This is a genomic window from Pseudomonas sp. UME65, from assembly GCF_014170225.1.
Lineage (GTDB): Bacteria > Pseudomonadota > Gammaproteobacteria > Pseudomonadales > Pseudomonadaceae > Aquipseudomonas > Aquipseudomonas protegens.
In genome coordinates this window covers 158454-174474 of the sequence record NZ_LZZQ01000005.1, presented here as the reverse complement: position 1 = coordinate 174474, position 16021 = coordinate 158454, and the positions used below count along the sequence as shown (strand labels likewise).

Genomic DNA, 16021 nt, shown 5'->3' with positions numbered 1-16021 from the left:
GGGGCGGGCGGGCAGTCTTTACGAACTCTTTAGATCGCCAGCCACCGGCCCGCTGCCGCCAGGCGCCTGTTGCCCGGCGCCTCGAAGTCTGGCTCGACAGCGGTATCCGCAGCGGGCAGGAGGTGATCAAGTCCCTGGCGCTGGCCCTGTGTGGCCACACCGATGTGCAGCCGCCGCGGCCAACCTCTCATAAGGCCTCCAGGAAAGCCTTCAGTGCCTTCAGTTCGGTCCGGTCCAGCTCCAATACCTTCAATTGCGCCGACGTCACGGGAAACAGCGGGTCTTGCAGCTGCCCCTCCTTGGGTACGGGCCTGGGCATGCCTGCGTTGTAGAACAACAGCACCTGATCGAGGCTGCTGGCCAGCCCGTTGTGAAACCAGGGGCCGGTATGGCTCACCAGCCGCAGTGAAGGTGTGCACATGCGCCCGACATCCTGCGCCAGCCCGGTGACTTCATAGCGCCCGAGGTCTTCGCGCAGGCGCCCATAGAAGGTCAGGCCTGCATTGTGGAAGCGGTCGTCCTGCATCCCCGGGCCGAAGTGGCAGTTCATGCAGCGTGCCTTGGTGCGAAACAGGTGCAGCCCCTGCAATTGCTGGTCGCTGAGCGCCTTCGCCTGCCCCCGTAGAAAACGCTCGAAGGGGGTGCGTTGGGCAACCCGCAGCAGGCCACGCTGATAAGTCGCCAATGCCGCCGCCACCTGCTCGGCACCCAGCGCCTGTCCGGGAAATACCTGGGCGAACTGTGCCGGGTAGTCCGTGGTGTCACGCAGCCGGGCCACCAGTTCCGCGACACTGAAGGCCATCTCCTTGGGGTCGACGACCGGCATCAGGGCCTGCATCTCCAGGCTGTCGGCGCGCCCGTCCCAGAACAGCTTCTTGGCCAGGCCGCTGGCCACCAGGCTCGGTGCATTGCGCCGGCCCGCGGCACGGTCATGCCCGAACGAAACCCGACGCCCATCGGCGAACCCCAGGTCCGGTTCATGGCAGGAGGCGCAGGCAATCTGCCCCGAACGCGACAGGCGCGGGTCGAAGAACAGCCGGCGGCCCAGATCGGCCTTCTGCTGCGTGTAGGGGTTGTACGCCGGGGACGGCGCCCGCTCGGGCAAGGGGCCCAGCTCTTGCCAGGCCACGCCGGCATCCACCTGCGGCGCCGGCCACTGCGCGGGGGGCCGGCTGTACAACTCGCGCAGGCAAGACGGTTCGCTCGTGGCGCAGGCCAGCACGTGCTGCGGGCCAATCACCAGCACCATGCCGAGCATGACCTGCAGGCTCTTCAGGGACCGGCGCATTTCAGAACGCGTATCCGACTTCGAGCCAGTACTGGCGGCCCACCTCATAGGTCGAGACCGAGTTGCTGTTGACCGTCTGGTTGGCATTGACCGACTTCTTGTCGAGCACGTTGAACACGTCGACATTGATGAACACGTTCTGGTCCCTGGCGGTGGGAATACGCCAGCCCAGGCGCGTGTCCCAGGTCAGCGCCGCCTGGAATTTCTGTTCCTCCCAGACATCCACCGAGGTGCCCATGTAGTCCACATTGCGCCCCGTGTCGCCAATGCGCTTGTAGCCGGCGCGGTAGCGCCAGAAGTTGCTCCACTGCAGATTGGCCTGGGGGATCTCGGTGATGGTCGTCAGGCGGGCCGTCCAGGGCCGGTTGAAGTTGCTGGCCGGGCGGTCGTCATAATTGATGAAGCTGCCCTGGTACTGGATGACGCTGTTCTGGTAGTACAGGTTCTCGGCGGCGACGTAGGTCGGTGCGGAGGCCTTGCTGTCGGTCCAGTTGAGCGCCAGTTGCCCGCCGGTCTGGGTGCCCAGCAGTGTCCAGCGCTGCAACGGTGTCACCGTCAGGGTGTAGGTGTCGGTCTCGCTCTTGCCGTCGTTGGTGTAGGTGGTGTAGTTGCTCGCCAGCGTCGGGTCCGTGGAGGGCTCGCCCAAGGTCTTGCCGGACACCTGAACCACCTGGTCGCGCCCCTTGCGATTGACATACTTGAGGGCATATTCGACCCCGGCCCATTGCTGCACCACGCCCAGCATCAGCTCGTCGTCGTAGGGGATGTCCAGCTGATTGAAGCGCACCTGGTTGGCCGCGTTGGATTTGACCACCCAGGGTTTGTCCAGGCTGTCGCGGGTTTCGTTGAAGCGCAGGCGGTTGCGCCCGTCCTGCAGTTGCCAGCTGCTGACGCTGCGCCCGTAGTAACGGTTGACGCCGGCATTGAGCAAGGTGGTGCGGTCACCGAACAGATCATATTCCAGGGAGAAGCGCGGCGCCCAGGTGGTCTTGTCCATGTAGTCGTCGCTGTCCACGCGCACGCCCGGGCGCAAGGTCAGTTGGCCGAGGGTGATCTCGTCCTGCAGCCAGCTGCCCCAGGAGGTGGTGGTGAAGTCGAATTCGCCAGTGGCATAGCGGGTACGGCTTTTCATGTACTGGCCCGCCCAGCCGTTCAGGGTCTGGCCGATGTTGCAGGCGACGCTGTCGGTAACCCCGGCGCCGTTGGTGCAGGTAGTGGTGGCCGCGGGGGTGACATAGGTGCTGCTGTCGGTCAGGCGCTCGTAGCGCACGTACTGGCGGGAGAACTCCAGGCCGGTCTGCGGGCGGTGAGTCATGCCCAGCCAGTCGACGCTGCGCCAGTCGGCATTGAGCTTGTACTGCCAGGTACGTTGCTGCTGCTCGATATCACCCCAACCGCCTTCAAGGGTATTGGAGGTGGCCTTGTTGCCGATGCCCCAGTCCTTGGTGGCCGACTTGCGCCAGGTCCAGTAATCGGCGGAGTCGGATTGGCGGCTCTGTTCCTGGCCGCTCCACGCCAGGTTCTGTTCGACGCGCGCCAGGTCGCCATCCCAGACGGTGCGCAGGTTCACTTGGGTGCCGCCGGCCTTGTTGTCATAACCCGAGTTGGCCACGTTGGCACGGAAGTAGTGACTCTCCTCGGGGGCATGGGTCACGCTGGTCTCAACAGTGAGTTGATCGCTGGCTTTCCATACCGACTTGAGGAAGTAGTTGTCGATGCGCCGTTGCTGCTTCTCCTCGTGGAAGCCCATCTCCTCGACATTGTTGTAGGAGTAGAAACCCAGGGGGATGGTCGAGCGCTTCTGGCTGAAGCTGCCAAGCAGGCCGAAATTGTCGGTCAGGTGGCCCTGCAGCGTGCCACGAACGGTGACCTTGTCGAACTTGGGCTGCTCGTCGGGAGAGCCCGAGTTTTCCATGCGCTGTTCTTCGCTTTCGTCGACGTGATATTGGGTCCAGGCGGAACGGGTGGTCTGCACCGAGAATTTGCCGTGCAGCGCCTGGGTCGGTGCACGGGTCTGTGCATCGATGACGCCACCGTTGAAGCCGCCATAGGCCGCTGGCACGTTGCTGTCCAGGACCGTGATGTTCTCCAGCAGGTCGGTGTCCAGTGCCAGGCCCTGGCTGCGCCCCGGTACCGCGTCCAGCAATTGCACCCGGTATTCGGCCGGATCGATGTCATTGTTCATGTTGATGCCATCGACCAGGAAGGCATTCTGGTAGAACTGCGCCCCGTTGATGCTGATGTTGGCCGGGCCGATTTCGCCAGGGGTCTTGCTGCTCAGCTGAGCGTCGTCGAACTGCACGTTGGGATGGCTGCGCAACAGGCTGGTGATGTCGCCATTGCCCGCCGGCATTGCTTCGATCGTCGCGCGGTCCACTCGGGTTTCACCCTGGGGCAGCGACAACTCGCCAGGCACCTTGGTATTGCCCAGGCGGACCGGATCGGTACGCGGGCGAGTCGCCCGTTGCACCATCAGCGCGTCGTCACCGATGTAGATCCACTCCAGCTGGCTGCCCTTGAGCAGTTTCGCCAGCGCCTGCTCGGCGCTCAGTTCGCCCTGCACCGCCGGAGCGTTCAGGTTGAGCAGCAGTTGACTCTCGACGCTGATCTGCAGGCCGGTCTGCTGTGCCAGCGCCATTAGCGCCGTGCTTAACGGCTGGCGTGCGATGTCGATGCTATGCCGTGTCCGATGGTCACTGGCCAAGGCCGGCAGGGACACCGCCAGCCCCACTGACAGCCACAACAGCCGCGCACTGCGTCGGCAACCCTGTAGTCCCTGTTGGGGGAAAATGGACATGCTCTGGTGAACTCCCCGTTCAGTGCGAACAATACGCACATGCTAATGAGAATAATTATGATTAACTCAGCGGGGCAATAAACGAACGGCGATCGAGAACTTCCAGAAAATTTTGAAATTTATTGTTTTGCCGGCACTTGCGGCTCTTTGCGGATCAGCGTGAGGTAGGGGCCCCATTGCCGCAGATGCCCACCCAACGGAGCGATCGCCAGTTGCAGTGCGCTGACTGGCGAGCGCAGGTTCAGCGAAGCGGTGATGCGCCGCTCGCCCAGAGCAGGGTCCGTCAATAGCAGTACACCGGGGTAATAGTCCTGCAGCGCTTCAACCACCTCGGAGAGTGGCCGGTCATTGACCAGCAACTGCCACTGGCGCCAGGGGGCAACCTGGCCAGGCAATAGCCGACCGCGCTGCGGCGGGCCCTGGTCCAGGCCAAGGCGAAGGCTATCGCCCGGGCCCAGGGCCGGCACCGCGAGTTCGCCGCGCCCATCGCGAACCTGGACAGCGCCGCTCTGTACGGCTACCACCACGGCGGTGCGGCTGAGGTCCACGTCGAACGCGGTCCCTATGACCCTGACCTTGACGTCCGCAGCCTGCACCGTGAACGGGCGCGAGGCATCGTGGCTGACCTCGAAGAACGCCTGCCCCCTGAGCAGGGTGACCGCCCGCGTACCGGGTTCGAAGTCCACTCGAATAGCGCTGTCGCTGCCCAGTTCAATACGGCTGCCGTCACTCAAGAGCACTTGTCGGTGCTCGCCGGCTGGGCTGGTATGGGCGGTCGGTGGTGTCGGCCCGGCCAGCAACAGCAGGCAGGCTGCCAGTGCAAGCGCCTTCAGTGCCCGCCGCGGCCTGTTGCGCCGAGCCCGGAGCGGGGTGGGCAAAGGCTGGGGCACGGGTGGTTCCAGCGGCGCCAGGCCGCCACTGAGCAACCAGACTTTCTCGGCCTTGCGCCAGGCGACAGCATGGCGCTCGTCAGCGGCCAGCCAGCGCGCATGGGCCTGTTGCAGCAAGGCGTCATCCGGCGCGGCGTGGCATTGCAGCAGCCAATCCATCGCCGCCTGCCACACGGGGTCGTCCTTCAGTGAACCGGATACAGGTTGAGGCAAGGGGGTATCAGTCATCGGCCAGGTGCTCCGCACAGTGGGTCAGTGCGTCACGCACCAGCTGGTGCGCCAAGCTGGAGGAGATCTTCAGCTCAGCGGCAATTTCCTGGAAGGTCAGGTGTTGCAGGCGGTGCATGTGGAAGGCCCGGCGCGTGCGCTCCGGCAGCAGTGCCAGCGCATCTTGCAGCAGGCGCAACTGGTCGCTGTGCAGCGCCTGATGCTCCGGTGATGGCGTACTCGAGGGCAGCTCGTTCAGCAGATCGGCGCCATCGGGATGACGATTTTCCAGGGTCGAGCGCCGCAGCAGGTCAAAGGACAGGTTGCGCACGATGCGGTACAGGTAGCCCACCGGGTTGCTCGGCTGGGCGGCGCTATCGGCCTGGCCGCAGAAGCGCAGCCAGGCCTCCTGGACCACTTCTTCGGCTTGAGCCCGACAACCGACAATGGGCGCCGAATAGTCGACCAGCGCGGTACGGTGGGAAAGGTAGAGCTCGAGTTTATCGCTGAGATAAGACACGGCGGCGATCATTCAAGGCGGGATCAGACGAGGGGGCGGGATTCTATCCTTGATTGCAAATGATTATCAAATGCATTTTGTGAGCCTCAATCAGCAGCGCCTGGGCAAGCCTCGCGCTGGGATGGCCAGGCTTCAAGGGCCTAAGGCATTCGAAAAAAACGTACTACAAGGGCTTTCTCATTGGGCACAAACCCAATAGTGATTATTCATTTCCTGGCGTGGGTGTCGGATCGACTTCAGAGGAGGAGGAGGAGGAGGAGGAGGAGGAGGGAAACTACAAATAGCTGTCGCGGGCGCTTGGCCGGTCGGGCTGGTTGTTCGCTGGGGCGCTGCGCATCGAGCCACTGAGGTCGAGCTGCTGCCACATCCAGGGACACCTGGGTCAGTGACCTTTCCCGGCAAAAGATCACATGAGCCGGGCTATTCGTGCTTGAGGACGCTTTCTGCTCTATTGCTCCCTAGCCCCCGGTACTGGCCTGCATGGAAGACCAGCGGTTCTGCGCCGCTGTAGCGGTATTGTTCGATCTCGCCAATGAAGATCAGGTGGTCACCGCCCTCGTACTGGTTGACGTTGCGGCACACCAGCACTGCCACCACATCGTCCAGCACCGGGGCTCCCGCCTTGCCATAGGAATGAGCTACACCGGCGAACTTGTCGGCTGCTGCCCGTGCGAACTGCTCCGACAGGTGGTGCTGGTGCGCGCCCAGTACGTTGATGGCGAAGTGGCTCGCCGAGCAAAAGGCCTTCAGGCTCGGTGCCGTGCGTGCCAGGCTCCAGAGCACCAGCGCCGGTGACAGCGACAGTGAGGAGAACGAGTTGGCCGTCACACCGACGTTGCGGCCGTCAGCGGTGCGGGTGGTGATCACGGTCACACCGGTAGCAAACTGCCCCAGCACGTTGCGCAGTTCACGGGCATCGCGGACATCGCGGCCCTCGGCATCGAGCAAATCGTGAACTTTGGTTTCGGTGGCAGCAATCATGGTGAGCTCTCCCCTCAAGCTGGCTCAGGCGGCCTGTTGGCTCATTGCGCGTGTTTGCATGCGCAGCGTGAATCGAACCAGCGGTGCGGTCAGCGCCGTCGTCACCAGCGCGAACACCACGAGGATCGTGTAGACCTTTGGCGGAAGAATCTGCATCTGCAGGCCGATTGACAGGACGATTAGCTCCATCAGCCCGCGCGTATTCATCAACGAGCTCACCAGCATCGCATCGTGCGGCGCCAGCCCAGTGCCACGCGCGCCCAGATAGCTGCCGCCGAACTTGCCGATGAATCCGCCCACGAGGAATACCCCGCACCACATCCAGGATGCCGCGTCGTCTATCGTGCCGACCGACGCATGCAGCCCCGCACACGCGAAGAACACCGGCATCAGTACAAGCTTGACGAAACCTTCGACGTTATCGCGCCACTCCTTCGCGACGCCGGGCACGCGCCGCACGAACAGCGCCGCCGCAAGTGCGCCAAATGCACTATGGAATCCGATCAGCGACGTCGCGAGTGCCGAGGCTATTACAAAGCAGAGCAACACGGCCAAGCGGTCGCGCGTCGCATGCGCAGTCGAGGCGAGCCGCGCAAGCACCGGTCGCACCACGAAGCGCACCAGGAGCGCGCATAGCACCAGGTACACGAGCAGGCTGACGAGCATGTGCGCAAATGCCCAGCCAGGCCCGCTCGATAGCGAGGCAATCGTTGCCAGCAGCATCCAGCCGAGCGCATCCGTCAGCATCGCGGCAGACATTGCGTGCCGTGCGCCGGCCATGGCGCCGAGCGCCAGGTCGTCGATGATGCGCGCCATCACCGGCACCGCAGATACCGCAAGCGCGACACCGCAAAAGAGTATGTAGGGCAGCGCCGGCACGTCGCTGGCGAGCGTATCTTTCGAGACGATGGCGACGATCATGCCGATCGCGGCCGGCGCGATGAGCCCGCCCGCCGCGATCGCGACAGGTATGCGCCAGCGCTTGCCGCGCAGCGTCTCGCTCAACTCCATATGCAGACCGATCTGAAACATCAGCAGTATCAGGCCGACTTCGCCGACTTGCGCCATGGCTGACAGCGTACGTGGGCCGAACAACAGGTCGTAGAAACTCGGTGCGATCACGCCGAACAGCGAAGGCCCCAACAGCAGGCCGGCCGCGATCTCGCCGACCACCGCGCACTGGCCGAGCCGTTCGGCAAGGCGGCCGCAGAGGTTGCAGAGCGCGATCACCAGCACGAGTTGCAACAGCCAGATGGTCATCAATACCTCGCAAAGAGCGACACCGACACCAAGCGGGTGGCCGCGAGCCCAAGCGGGCCCGCCGCGCCGTACGCCGTGATCTCCGTGACGCAGCTCGAAAGGTTCGCAAGCGCCGGGCAGCGCGACGCGACCGCTACCGGCTCGGCCTCACGCATTACTGCTCACTCGCGACACGGTCGACCCAGCCGCGGTAGAACGCACGGTACTTGAGCACGAGCTTGTCGTACTTGCTGTACGCGCCGCCGCCGTCGGGCTTCATCCCGTTCCAGATTTTGACGTCGTACCCCGCTGCCTGTCTGGTCTGCAGCCCGAACAGCACGAAGTCGGTCGCACGGCGCAGGACGCCGCCCACCTTCTTGATCGAGATGAGCATGTGCATGATGTTCTTGCCGTCGCTCACCGGTGTCACACACTGGAGCAGTTTGTATTTGACGTCTGCGTCCAGGGCAACGGTCATGACGCACCCGCCGGGGTAGCCATCGAAGTGCAGGTTCATCTGCGACATGTTCAGGCCGAGCGCGCGCGACAGCATGCCGAGGGGGCCGAAGTAGCGGTTCACGTGGAAGTCGATCCCGGCACCGAACCACGCGCCCGCCCGGGCCAGCGACTCAACCTCCGGCCACCGGCTCCAGTCGTCGAAGAGCTTGAGCTCGAAGGCCGAGATCGGGAGCGCGTGCACGGGGGTTGCGTGCTGTGCGTCGTAGAAGTTCTCGACGATCCGCAAGACCGCCGTCGTCGTCTCGAACGCGAAGTGCAGGTGCATGAAGTCGCCGTTGTCGACGTCGGCTGCGGTGATTTCGGGCAGCGGGTGCAGCGGCTGCGGGGAGCCGTACCAGACCCACACGTAGCCGTATCGCTCGGTGGTGACCAACGTCGGCTGGCGCGCCGCGCGTGGCACCGGCTCCAGCTGGCGCACCACCTCGCTGTGGCCGGGGATGTGAACGCACTTGCCTTGCTCGTCGTAGCGCCAGTGGTGAAACGGGCACTGGATGCACCCGTCCTTGATCCGCCCGTCAGCCAGGTTCGCGCCCAGGTGCGAGCAGTGGCGGTCCATCACCACGGCCTGCCCCGTCGCTGCGCGCCACGCCACGTACGGACGGCCAAAAAGCGTCAACTCCTTCGGCTTGTCCCTGAGGCCGTTCGAGCGCATCGCGACGTACCAGCTCGCGGCCACGCGTGTGGTCGCGTCGTACGCCCCCGGGGGATGCTTCTTGACGTTCGCTTGATCCAATTGAATGTTGTTCATCGCGTGTGTGCCGTCCTTGGCCGACTACTTCTTCAGAGCCAAGCCGATGCGGGTGGTGATGTACGCCTTGAGCAGCGCGAACATCGGGTTGTAGTCGAAGTACTTCTTCACCTCTGCCGGCGCGCGCGTTTGCGTCCAGTACATCAGCTTCATCGCCGGTATCAGGCTGTACTTCGAGTTGTTGAGCTGCGGCTTGTCCCCGGTGATGCAGTACCCGAAGCCGAACATCGGCTTGGCGAAGTCTCGTTCGTCGATGAGGGCGTGAATCCGCAACGCGGCCTCCTCGGCCGACTTGTGCCCGGCGCTCACGGCCTCGACCTCGGCTTTGGCGTCGTTGAACAACTGGTAGTACTGCTCCATGTCCGCGCACAGGTACCCGAGGTACGGCGGGTCGTTGTCGAGGTGATCGAGGTCGCCCTCGTCGCGCGACGCGCGAAACCTCGCGTGGGCTTGCACCAGCCGGAACTGCCCGAGGATAGTGCCGACCGCCCACAGCCGGTGGAACGCGTCCCATAGGCGGAAGTCCGAGAACGCCGTGTAGCAGCAGCTGACGAAGTCGTCGTTGTGGTCCAAAAGCTTTTGCTGCAGGCGCTCGATGTACTCGAAGCGCTCGGGGGAGAAGTCGTCGTCGCGTAGCGCCTTGATGAGGCGCGCCGCGAGCGCGTGGATGGTCACCGCGGTGTTCTCGAGCCCCCGGGAGAAGAGCGGGTCGATGAACCCGTTCGCGTGCAGCATCAGGCAGTAGCGGTCGCCGACGCAGGCGTTCGACGAGAACTGCAGGCGGTCGGTCTTGACCCAGTCGCGCACTGGCACGGCGTCCCGGAACTGAGCGCCGATGCTCGGGAACCGCGCGAGGAACTCGTCGAATTCCTGCTGCGCGGGAATGTCGGTTTTCGGGTAGACACGCGGGTCGAGCTGCAGGCCGACGCTCACCAGGTTATTGGTCGAGCGCGGGTGGTTGTTGAACGGAATCACCCAGAGCCAGCCGCCGGTGAACATGTGGTGCAAGGTTCCTTCGTGCCAGCGCCAGCGCTGCCCCTTGACCTTGAAGATGTCGTCGAACGGCTTGACCCCGAGCATGTGCGTGTAGAGGCTGCGCGAGTGCGTCTTGAAGCGACACGGCTCTTCGCGGAGCCCGAACTTGGTCGCCAGCGGCGCGCCGGGTCCTCCGCAGTCGATCATGTACCGGCCGGTGAACCGCTCGCCCTCGGCGGTGGTCACCGCGACGCCGTCCTTGTCCGCGTGATATTCGGTCACGCTCGTCTTCTGGCGGACCGTGCAGCCATATTTGATGGCCGCTTGCAACAGATAGGCGTCGACGTCCTGCCGGTAATAATGGCTCTCCGGCCCCCACGGCAGCTCGGGAATGACGCACTGGGTGAACTCCTTTGGGTCGTGCTCCTGGCCAGGTTTGTGGAACACGAAGCCGAAGTTGCGCTTGATGCCCGTGCTCGACGAAACGTAACGCTGCGTCGAGTAGAACGAGGTGATGTGGCCGAGCTCCGGAATGTCGTAGCGATCAGCGATGATGCGGTTCATGAGAGACGTTTCGGGGATCGACGATTCGCCGATCGTGAACCGCGGGTGCGACGACTGCTCGATGATCAGCACGCGAAACTGTTGTTTGGCCAGGATGGCCCCCATCTGGGTACCGGACATGCCCGAACCGAGGATGATTACGTCGAAGTGGTTGCTATCGTGTCCGTTCGCGGGGCTCTTCTGAGTCATGGGGGCAAACTCTCCTTGTGAGATAACACTGGGTCGCGCGCATCAGGATTCATCGAGCGCGGCGCGGATGCGGGACCGCGCGGCACAGGTGAGCGTGAGTAGGTCGCCGAGCATGCTGGGCGCGTAGCCCCCGCTGCCGGTTGTGGGGCCGCTGCGCCCGGCTTCGTATGCCCGCTCCGCCAATTTGAGGTGAGGCGCCCGGAAGCGCAGCAGGACCTTGAAGACCCGCTCGAGGGCCGTCAGCCCAGCCCGGACGTGCTCGCCCTGCGTACCCACCGCTCGCGCCTCGTCGAGCGCGCGGTCGATGAGCGCCGGCTTTGTGGAGAACCGAGCGTAGACCGCCCTGTACGCGGGAAGCACGTAGGGCAGGTACGTCTCTTTGAATTCTCGATAAGCTGGGTCGTCCGATTGCGAGCCCCACAGGACGTGCTCCAGCACGAAGAGTGGCATTTCTACGGCACCGGGGCCAAGGTAGCTCTGGCCCCCGACTCGAATCGGTTCGTAGAAGGGGCGCAGCTCATCGTAGAAGACCTGGGGCGAGATGAAGCGATACGCGTAGACGATCGATTCGACCATTTTCTGCAGGTAGGCTTCCAGCTCATCGCACCCTTGCGCGAATGCGGGCGAGCGCAGGGATACATCGGACAGCTCGACGGTCAACGCGATGGCCGCCTCGAGGGCCGCCATCGAGATGCGCACGCTCTCGAGCAGGTGCGCTTCGTCGGGCAGCCCGGTGTAGCTCCGCTGCGCATCGGCCGCCGCCGGGTTCCAGACCGTCACATGCAGGAGTGTCTCGCGCGGCGGCAAGTCGGTCACCCGTGCCAGGTCGAGCAGCACCCGTTCAAGCCCGGGCACCAGGTCCACGGGCTCATGTCCGTGCCGCTTGAGCGACCCCAGGAAGAAACCGATGTCCCGCATCGCGGCGGCGGCTTCGACGAAGCCCCAGCTGGAGGGCACGCCGCGCACCGGGAGGAACTCGCGCAGCAGGCCGACGATGCCGGGCACGTCCTTGTCACGGTTCAGGGCCGGCAGCTGCAGAACCAGCGCGCGCGCCTGTAGCGGATCGCAGGCCGCCACGGCAGCGTGTGTGGCCGCGAATGCGGATACCCGGTTCAAGGTGCGTTCCACTACTGGCGTTCCTGCGCCGCGAGCGTCGGCCCGTGCTGGTTGCGCGACAGCTGCGCGCCGTCACGCAGTGACCGCAGGTAGTCGTAGTTCGTCGGCAGGCTCATGCGCAGGCGCTCGGCTTCGCGCCGGATGCTGGCGAACATCGCCTCGGCCTTCTCGATCGACTCCGGTCGGTGCTGCAGGAGCGGCAGCGACCGGTCGGGCAGCATGCCCAGGCCGGCAAAGATGCAGTAGTAGTTGCCGTTCAACCAGAAGTTCTTGAATTCGTAGTCGAAGGTCTCGTAGTACGTGGAATCGTCGAACGAGGTGGTGGTCAGTGGCAGCCCGGCCTTGTAGCGCTCAACCTTCTCCTGGATGGCGTCCGAGAGCCGCAGTTCGTGCCGGTTCGCGAGCCAGAACGGCGTGTCTTCGCGCGACGTAGTGAAATAGTGCGCCTGGACGAAGTCCCGGCAGTCGTCGAACATGTAGACGATCTCGGCGTTGAATGCGTCGCGCAACCGCGGGTCGAACGAGGTGTCGGGGAAGTGCTTCACGAGTTGGTAAAGCGCCGCGTAGATGAAGTAGATTCCCGTCGATTCCAGGGGCTCCAGAAAGCACGACGACAGCCCGATCGAGACGCAGTTGTTGACCCACGCCCGCTTGTTGCGCCCGACCCGGAACTTGATCTGGTTGAGCTGCTGATTGTCCGAGAGGCCCCAGAGTTTGAGGAAGTCGGCGGTGGCCTGGTCGCGCGAGGTGAACTTGCTCGAGAAGACGTAGCCGCTGCCGAACCGGCCCAGCATCGGAATCTTCCAGGTCCATCCCGAGTTCATGGCAATCGCGCAGGTGTAAGGCTCGACCCCCTCGCGCGCGTCGTCGTTGGGCACGGCGCTGGCGACCGCGCTGTCGCACAGCAGGTAGTCGGACATGTCGATGAAGGGTTCCTTCAGGGCCTGATTGATCAGGAGCCCTCGCATGCCGGAGCAGTCGATGAACAGGTCCGCCTCCAGCGTCCGCCCTTCCTTGGTTAACAGGGTGGAGATGTAGCCGCGGTCGTTCAGTTGAACCTCCACGACCTCGTCGACCACGCGATTCACCCCGCGCTCGACGGCCCAGCGCTTCAAGAAGTCGGCCACCAGGTGCGCGTCGAAGTGCCACGCGTGGGACATCTGGCGGGTGCCGTCGGCCAGGCAGGGTGCCAGCTTGCCGTCGAGGGCCCCGGGCTGCGGATAGCACGCGTACGCCATCGGCTGCTGGAAGCCCTGTTCGTGCTTGCGCAGCCAGTAGTGGGTAAGCGGCACGCCGTCGCAGTTCGGCACGCTGCCGAACAAATGGTAGAAGTAATCTTCGCGCGATGGGTCGGGAGATTTTCTCCAGTTCACGAACTTGATCGCGGCCTTGAAGGCGCCGTTCACTTGGGGCATCCACTCCCGCTCCGGTATCCCGAGGAAGTCGAAGAACACCTTCTGCAAACTCGGGATGGTCGCCTCGCCCACGCCGATCCGGGGGATCGCCGCAGACTCGATGAGCGTGATGTTTACCTGCTGTTGGAGCGCCCGGACGAGGTACGAAGCGGCCATCCAGCCCGCGGTGCCGCCGCCCACGATGACGATATTCTTGATTGGCTTGTTCATAACACTCCCTGTTTCGAGGCGGGCTGTCTGTGAGGAGGGGAAGGCCGCCAGTCTCTGTGCATCCGTGCAAGAGGCACATCAATGTGCTTGTCGGATTTAGACTCTAGCCTGCCGGAAAAGCGATGCACCTTCCGTTTCCGAATTAGCATTCAAAAAAGCAAAGGCATTTGGTCTAAAGGAAAATATTGCGTAGGTTTTTTGCGCCTGATCAGTCGGCCGCTGAGGGGGGGCTGACGTTTGGGCATGCCTTCATCCGCTGCCGATCTTGAAAGAGGCGAGCCGCTCAAAAATGATCGGATCACTGAAGGAACGCGACGGTTTTCTTGTCCCGCTTGTGCTTACGGCCAATCCGTTGGCGTGCAGTCGAAACGTCTTGTCTTAATGGATAAGAGGCGAGGCCTGCGGAGGTGGTGGTTTTCCCAACGCCACCCTCGATGGATGCTACTGCCACCCTTTTCATGGACACAGGCCTCTAATGTGGGTGCATTAGAGGCTGCGATGGCATGCCCGGGGGTAGAGCCTTTCTAGGTGATCTTGAACCAACTGTCCTTGAGCCAATTGGTCCTGGCCAGTTCGATCACCTCGTCGCCACGCCCGCTCATCACCGCCTTGAGCATGTACAGGCTGAAGCCCTTGGCCTGTTCCAGCTTGATGGCCGGCGGCATGGCCAGTTCCTGGGTGGCGGTGACCACGTCCACCAGCACCGGGCCGTCATGGGCCAGGGCGGTGCGCAGGGCGCCTTCCAGTTCTTCGGAGTTTTCCACCCGCAGGCCGAGAATGCCCATGGCGTTGGCCATGGCGGCAAAGTCCGGGTTGTGCAGGTCGGTGCCGGTGTCCAGGTAGCCGGCGGACTTCATTTCCATGGCCACGAAGCCCAGGGAGGCGTTGTCGTAGACCACGATCTTCACCGGCAGCTTGAGCTGGGCCAGGGAGATGAAGTCGCCCATCAGCATGCTGAAGCCGCCATCGCCGGACAGCGAGATCACCTGGCGCTGGGGGAAGGCGGCCTGGGCGCCCATGGCCTGGGGCATGGCGTTGGCCATGGAGCCGTGGTTGAAAGAGCCCAGCAGGCGCCGCTGGCCGTTCATTTTCAGGTAGCGCGCGGCCCACACCGTGGGGGTGCCGACGTCGGCAGTGAAAATGGCGTCTTGGTCTGCCAGTTCGCTGAGCAGCCGGGTCAGGTACTGCGGGTGGATCGGCCGGCCAGCGGGCGAGGGCTGGGCCAGGTCGTCCAGGCCCTGGCGCGCCTTGGCGTAGTGCTTGAGGGATTCTTCGAGAAAGCGGCGGTCGCCCTTATAGGGCAGGCGCGGCAGCAGTGCGGCGAGGGTTTCGCCGACGTCGGCGGCGATCCCCAGGTCCAGCGGCACTCGCCGGCCCAGGGCCTGGGGGTTGCGGTCGATCTGTATGACGCAGGCGTCGCTGGGGTAGAACTGGCGATAGGGAAAGTCGGTGCCGAGCATCACCAGGGTGTCGCAGTTGAGCATGGCGTGGTAGCCGGAGCTGAAGCCGATCAGGCCGGTCATGCCGACGTCGAAGGGGTTGTCCCACTCCACGTGCTCCTTGCCGCGCAGGGCGTGCACCACCGGTGCGCCGAGGGCATCGGCCAGGGCCACCACCTGATCGTGGGCACCGGCGCAGCCACTGCCGCAGAGCAGGGTCACGGCCTTGCTCTGGCTCAGCAGTTCCACCAGCTTGTCCAGGTCGTGGGGGGCGGGCAGGGTGCGCGGTGCGTGCAGGGCCGGCCATGGCTTGCTGGCGGCGGGTACCTGCTGCAGGGCCACGTCGCCGGGGATCACCACCACCGCCACGCCGCGGTTGAGGATCGCGCTGCGCATGGCCCGGTGCAGCACCTCGGGCATCTGCGCCGGGTTGCTCACCAGTTCGACGAAGTGGCTGCACTCCTTGAACAGCTCCTGAGGGTGGGTTTCCTGAAAATAGTCGAGGCCGATCTCCGAGGAGGGGATCTGTGCGGCGATGGCCAGTACCGGCACATGGTTGCGGTGACAGTCGAACAGGCCATTGATCAGGTGCAGGTTGCCCGGCCCGCAACTGCCGGCGCACACCGCCAGTTGCCCCGTGGCGGCGGCTTCGGCGCCGGCGGCAAAGGCGGCCACCTCTTCGTGGCGCACATGCATCCACTCGATGGTCTGCATGCTGTGCAGAGCGTCGGTGAGGCCGTTGAGGCTGTCGCCGGTCAGCCCCCAGATACGCTTGACCCCGGCCTGTTCAAGGGTGGTTGCCAGTTGCTGGGCGATGGTGATGTTCGCCATGAAGAGCTCCTGCGGTCCGCTTAAGAAGTCGTGCAATCAAAAGAGGACAACAGGCGAGTGCGGATGATTCCGTGAAATCTTGCAGGCCCTGCC

11 protein-coding genes are annotated in these 16021 nt (G+C 64.0%); all 11 read right to left on the bottom strand.

Annotated features, from left to right (window positions below):
- Positions 1-187: 187 nt before the first annotated feature.
- A complete protein-coding gene (locus A9971_RS04425) occupies positions 188-1288 on the bottom strand; it encodes a cytochrome-c peroxidase (RefSeq protein WP_183001473.1) in 1101 nt (366 codons plus the stop codon).
- A 1-nt stretch (position 1289) separates the two neighbouring features.
- The gene (locus A9971_RS04420; protein ID WP_011061889.1) at positions 1290-4085 is read right to left on the bottom strand and encodes a TonB-dependent receptor; all 2796 of its coding nucleotides are present in this window, start codon (positions 4083-4085) and stop codon (positions 1290-1292) included.
- Positions 4086-4204: 119 nt separating this feature from the next.
- Positions 4205-5203, bottom strand: coding sequence for a FecR domain-containing protein (locus tag A9971_RS04415; protein ID WP_220803148.1), 999 nt, complete (start codon positions 5201-5203; stop codon positions 4205-4207).
- Positions 5196-5714, bottom strand: a complete 519-nt coding sequence (locus A9971_RS04410) for a sigma-70 family RNA polymerase sigma factor (protein ID WP_011061887.1) — start codon at positions 5712-5714, stop codon at positions 5196-5198. The genes A9971_RS04415 and A9971_RS04410 overlap by 8 nt, the downstream gene beginning before the upstream one ends.
- A gap of 408 nt (positions 5715-6122) precedes the next feature.
- A complete protein-coding gene (locus A9971_RS04405) occupies positions 6123-6683 on the bottom strand; it encodes a flavin reductase family protein (protein WP_183001472.1) in 561 nt (186 codons plus the stop codon).
- A gap of 24 nt (positions 6684-6707) precedes the next feature.
- A complete protein-coding gene (locus tag A9971_RS04400) occupies positions 6708-7943 on the bottom strand; it encodes a cation:proton antiporter (RefSeq protein WP_183001471.1) in 1236 nt (411 codons plus the stop codon).
- A 154-nt stretch (positions 7944-8097) separates the two neighbouring features.
- Positions 8098-9189 (bottom strand): Rieske 2Fe-2S domain-containing protein, encoded by a 1092-nt coding sequence (locus A9971_RS04395; RefSeq protein WP_011061884.1) that lies wholly within the window; start codon positions 9187-9189, stop codon positions 8098-8100.
- A 24-nt stretch (positions 9190-9213) separates the two neighbouring features.
- Entirely contained in the window at positions 9214-10917 is a 1704-nt protein-coding gene (locus tag A9971_RS04390; RefSeq protein WP_011061883.1) for an NAD(P)/FAD-dependent oxidoreductase, read from the bottom strand.
- Between the two features lie 42 nt (positions 10918-10959).
- Entirely contained in the window at positions 10960-12045 is a 1086-nt protein-coding gene (locus tag A9971_RS04385; RefSeq protein WP_161467448.1) for a monodechloroaminopyrrolnitrin synthase PrnB family protein, read from the bottom strand.
- Positions 12045-13658: a tryptophan halogenase family protein gene (locus A9971_RS04380; RefSeq protein WP_183001470.1), complete on the bottom strand. Its 1614-nt coding sequence runs from the start codon at positions 13656-13658 to the stop codon at positions 12045-12047. The genes A9971_RS04385 and A9971_RS04380 overlap by 1 nt, the downstream gene beginning before the upstream one ends.
- A gap of 524 nt (positions 13659-14182) precedes the next feature.
- A complete protein-coding gene (poxB, locus tag A9971_RS04375) occupies positions 14183-15928 on the bottom strand; it encodes a ubiquinone-dependent pyruvate dehydrogenase (RefSeq protein ID WP_072441294.1) in 1746 nt (581 codons plus the stop codon).
- Positions 15929-16021 lie beyond the last annotated feature (93 nt).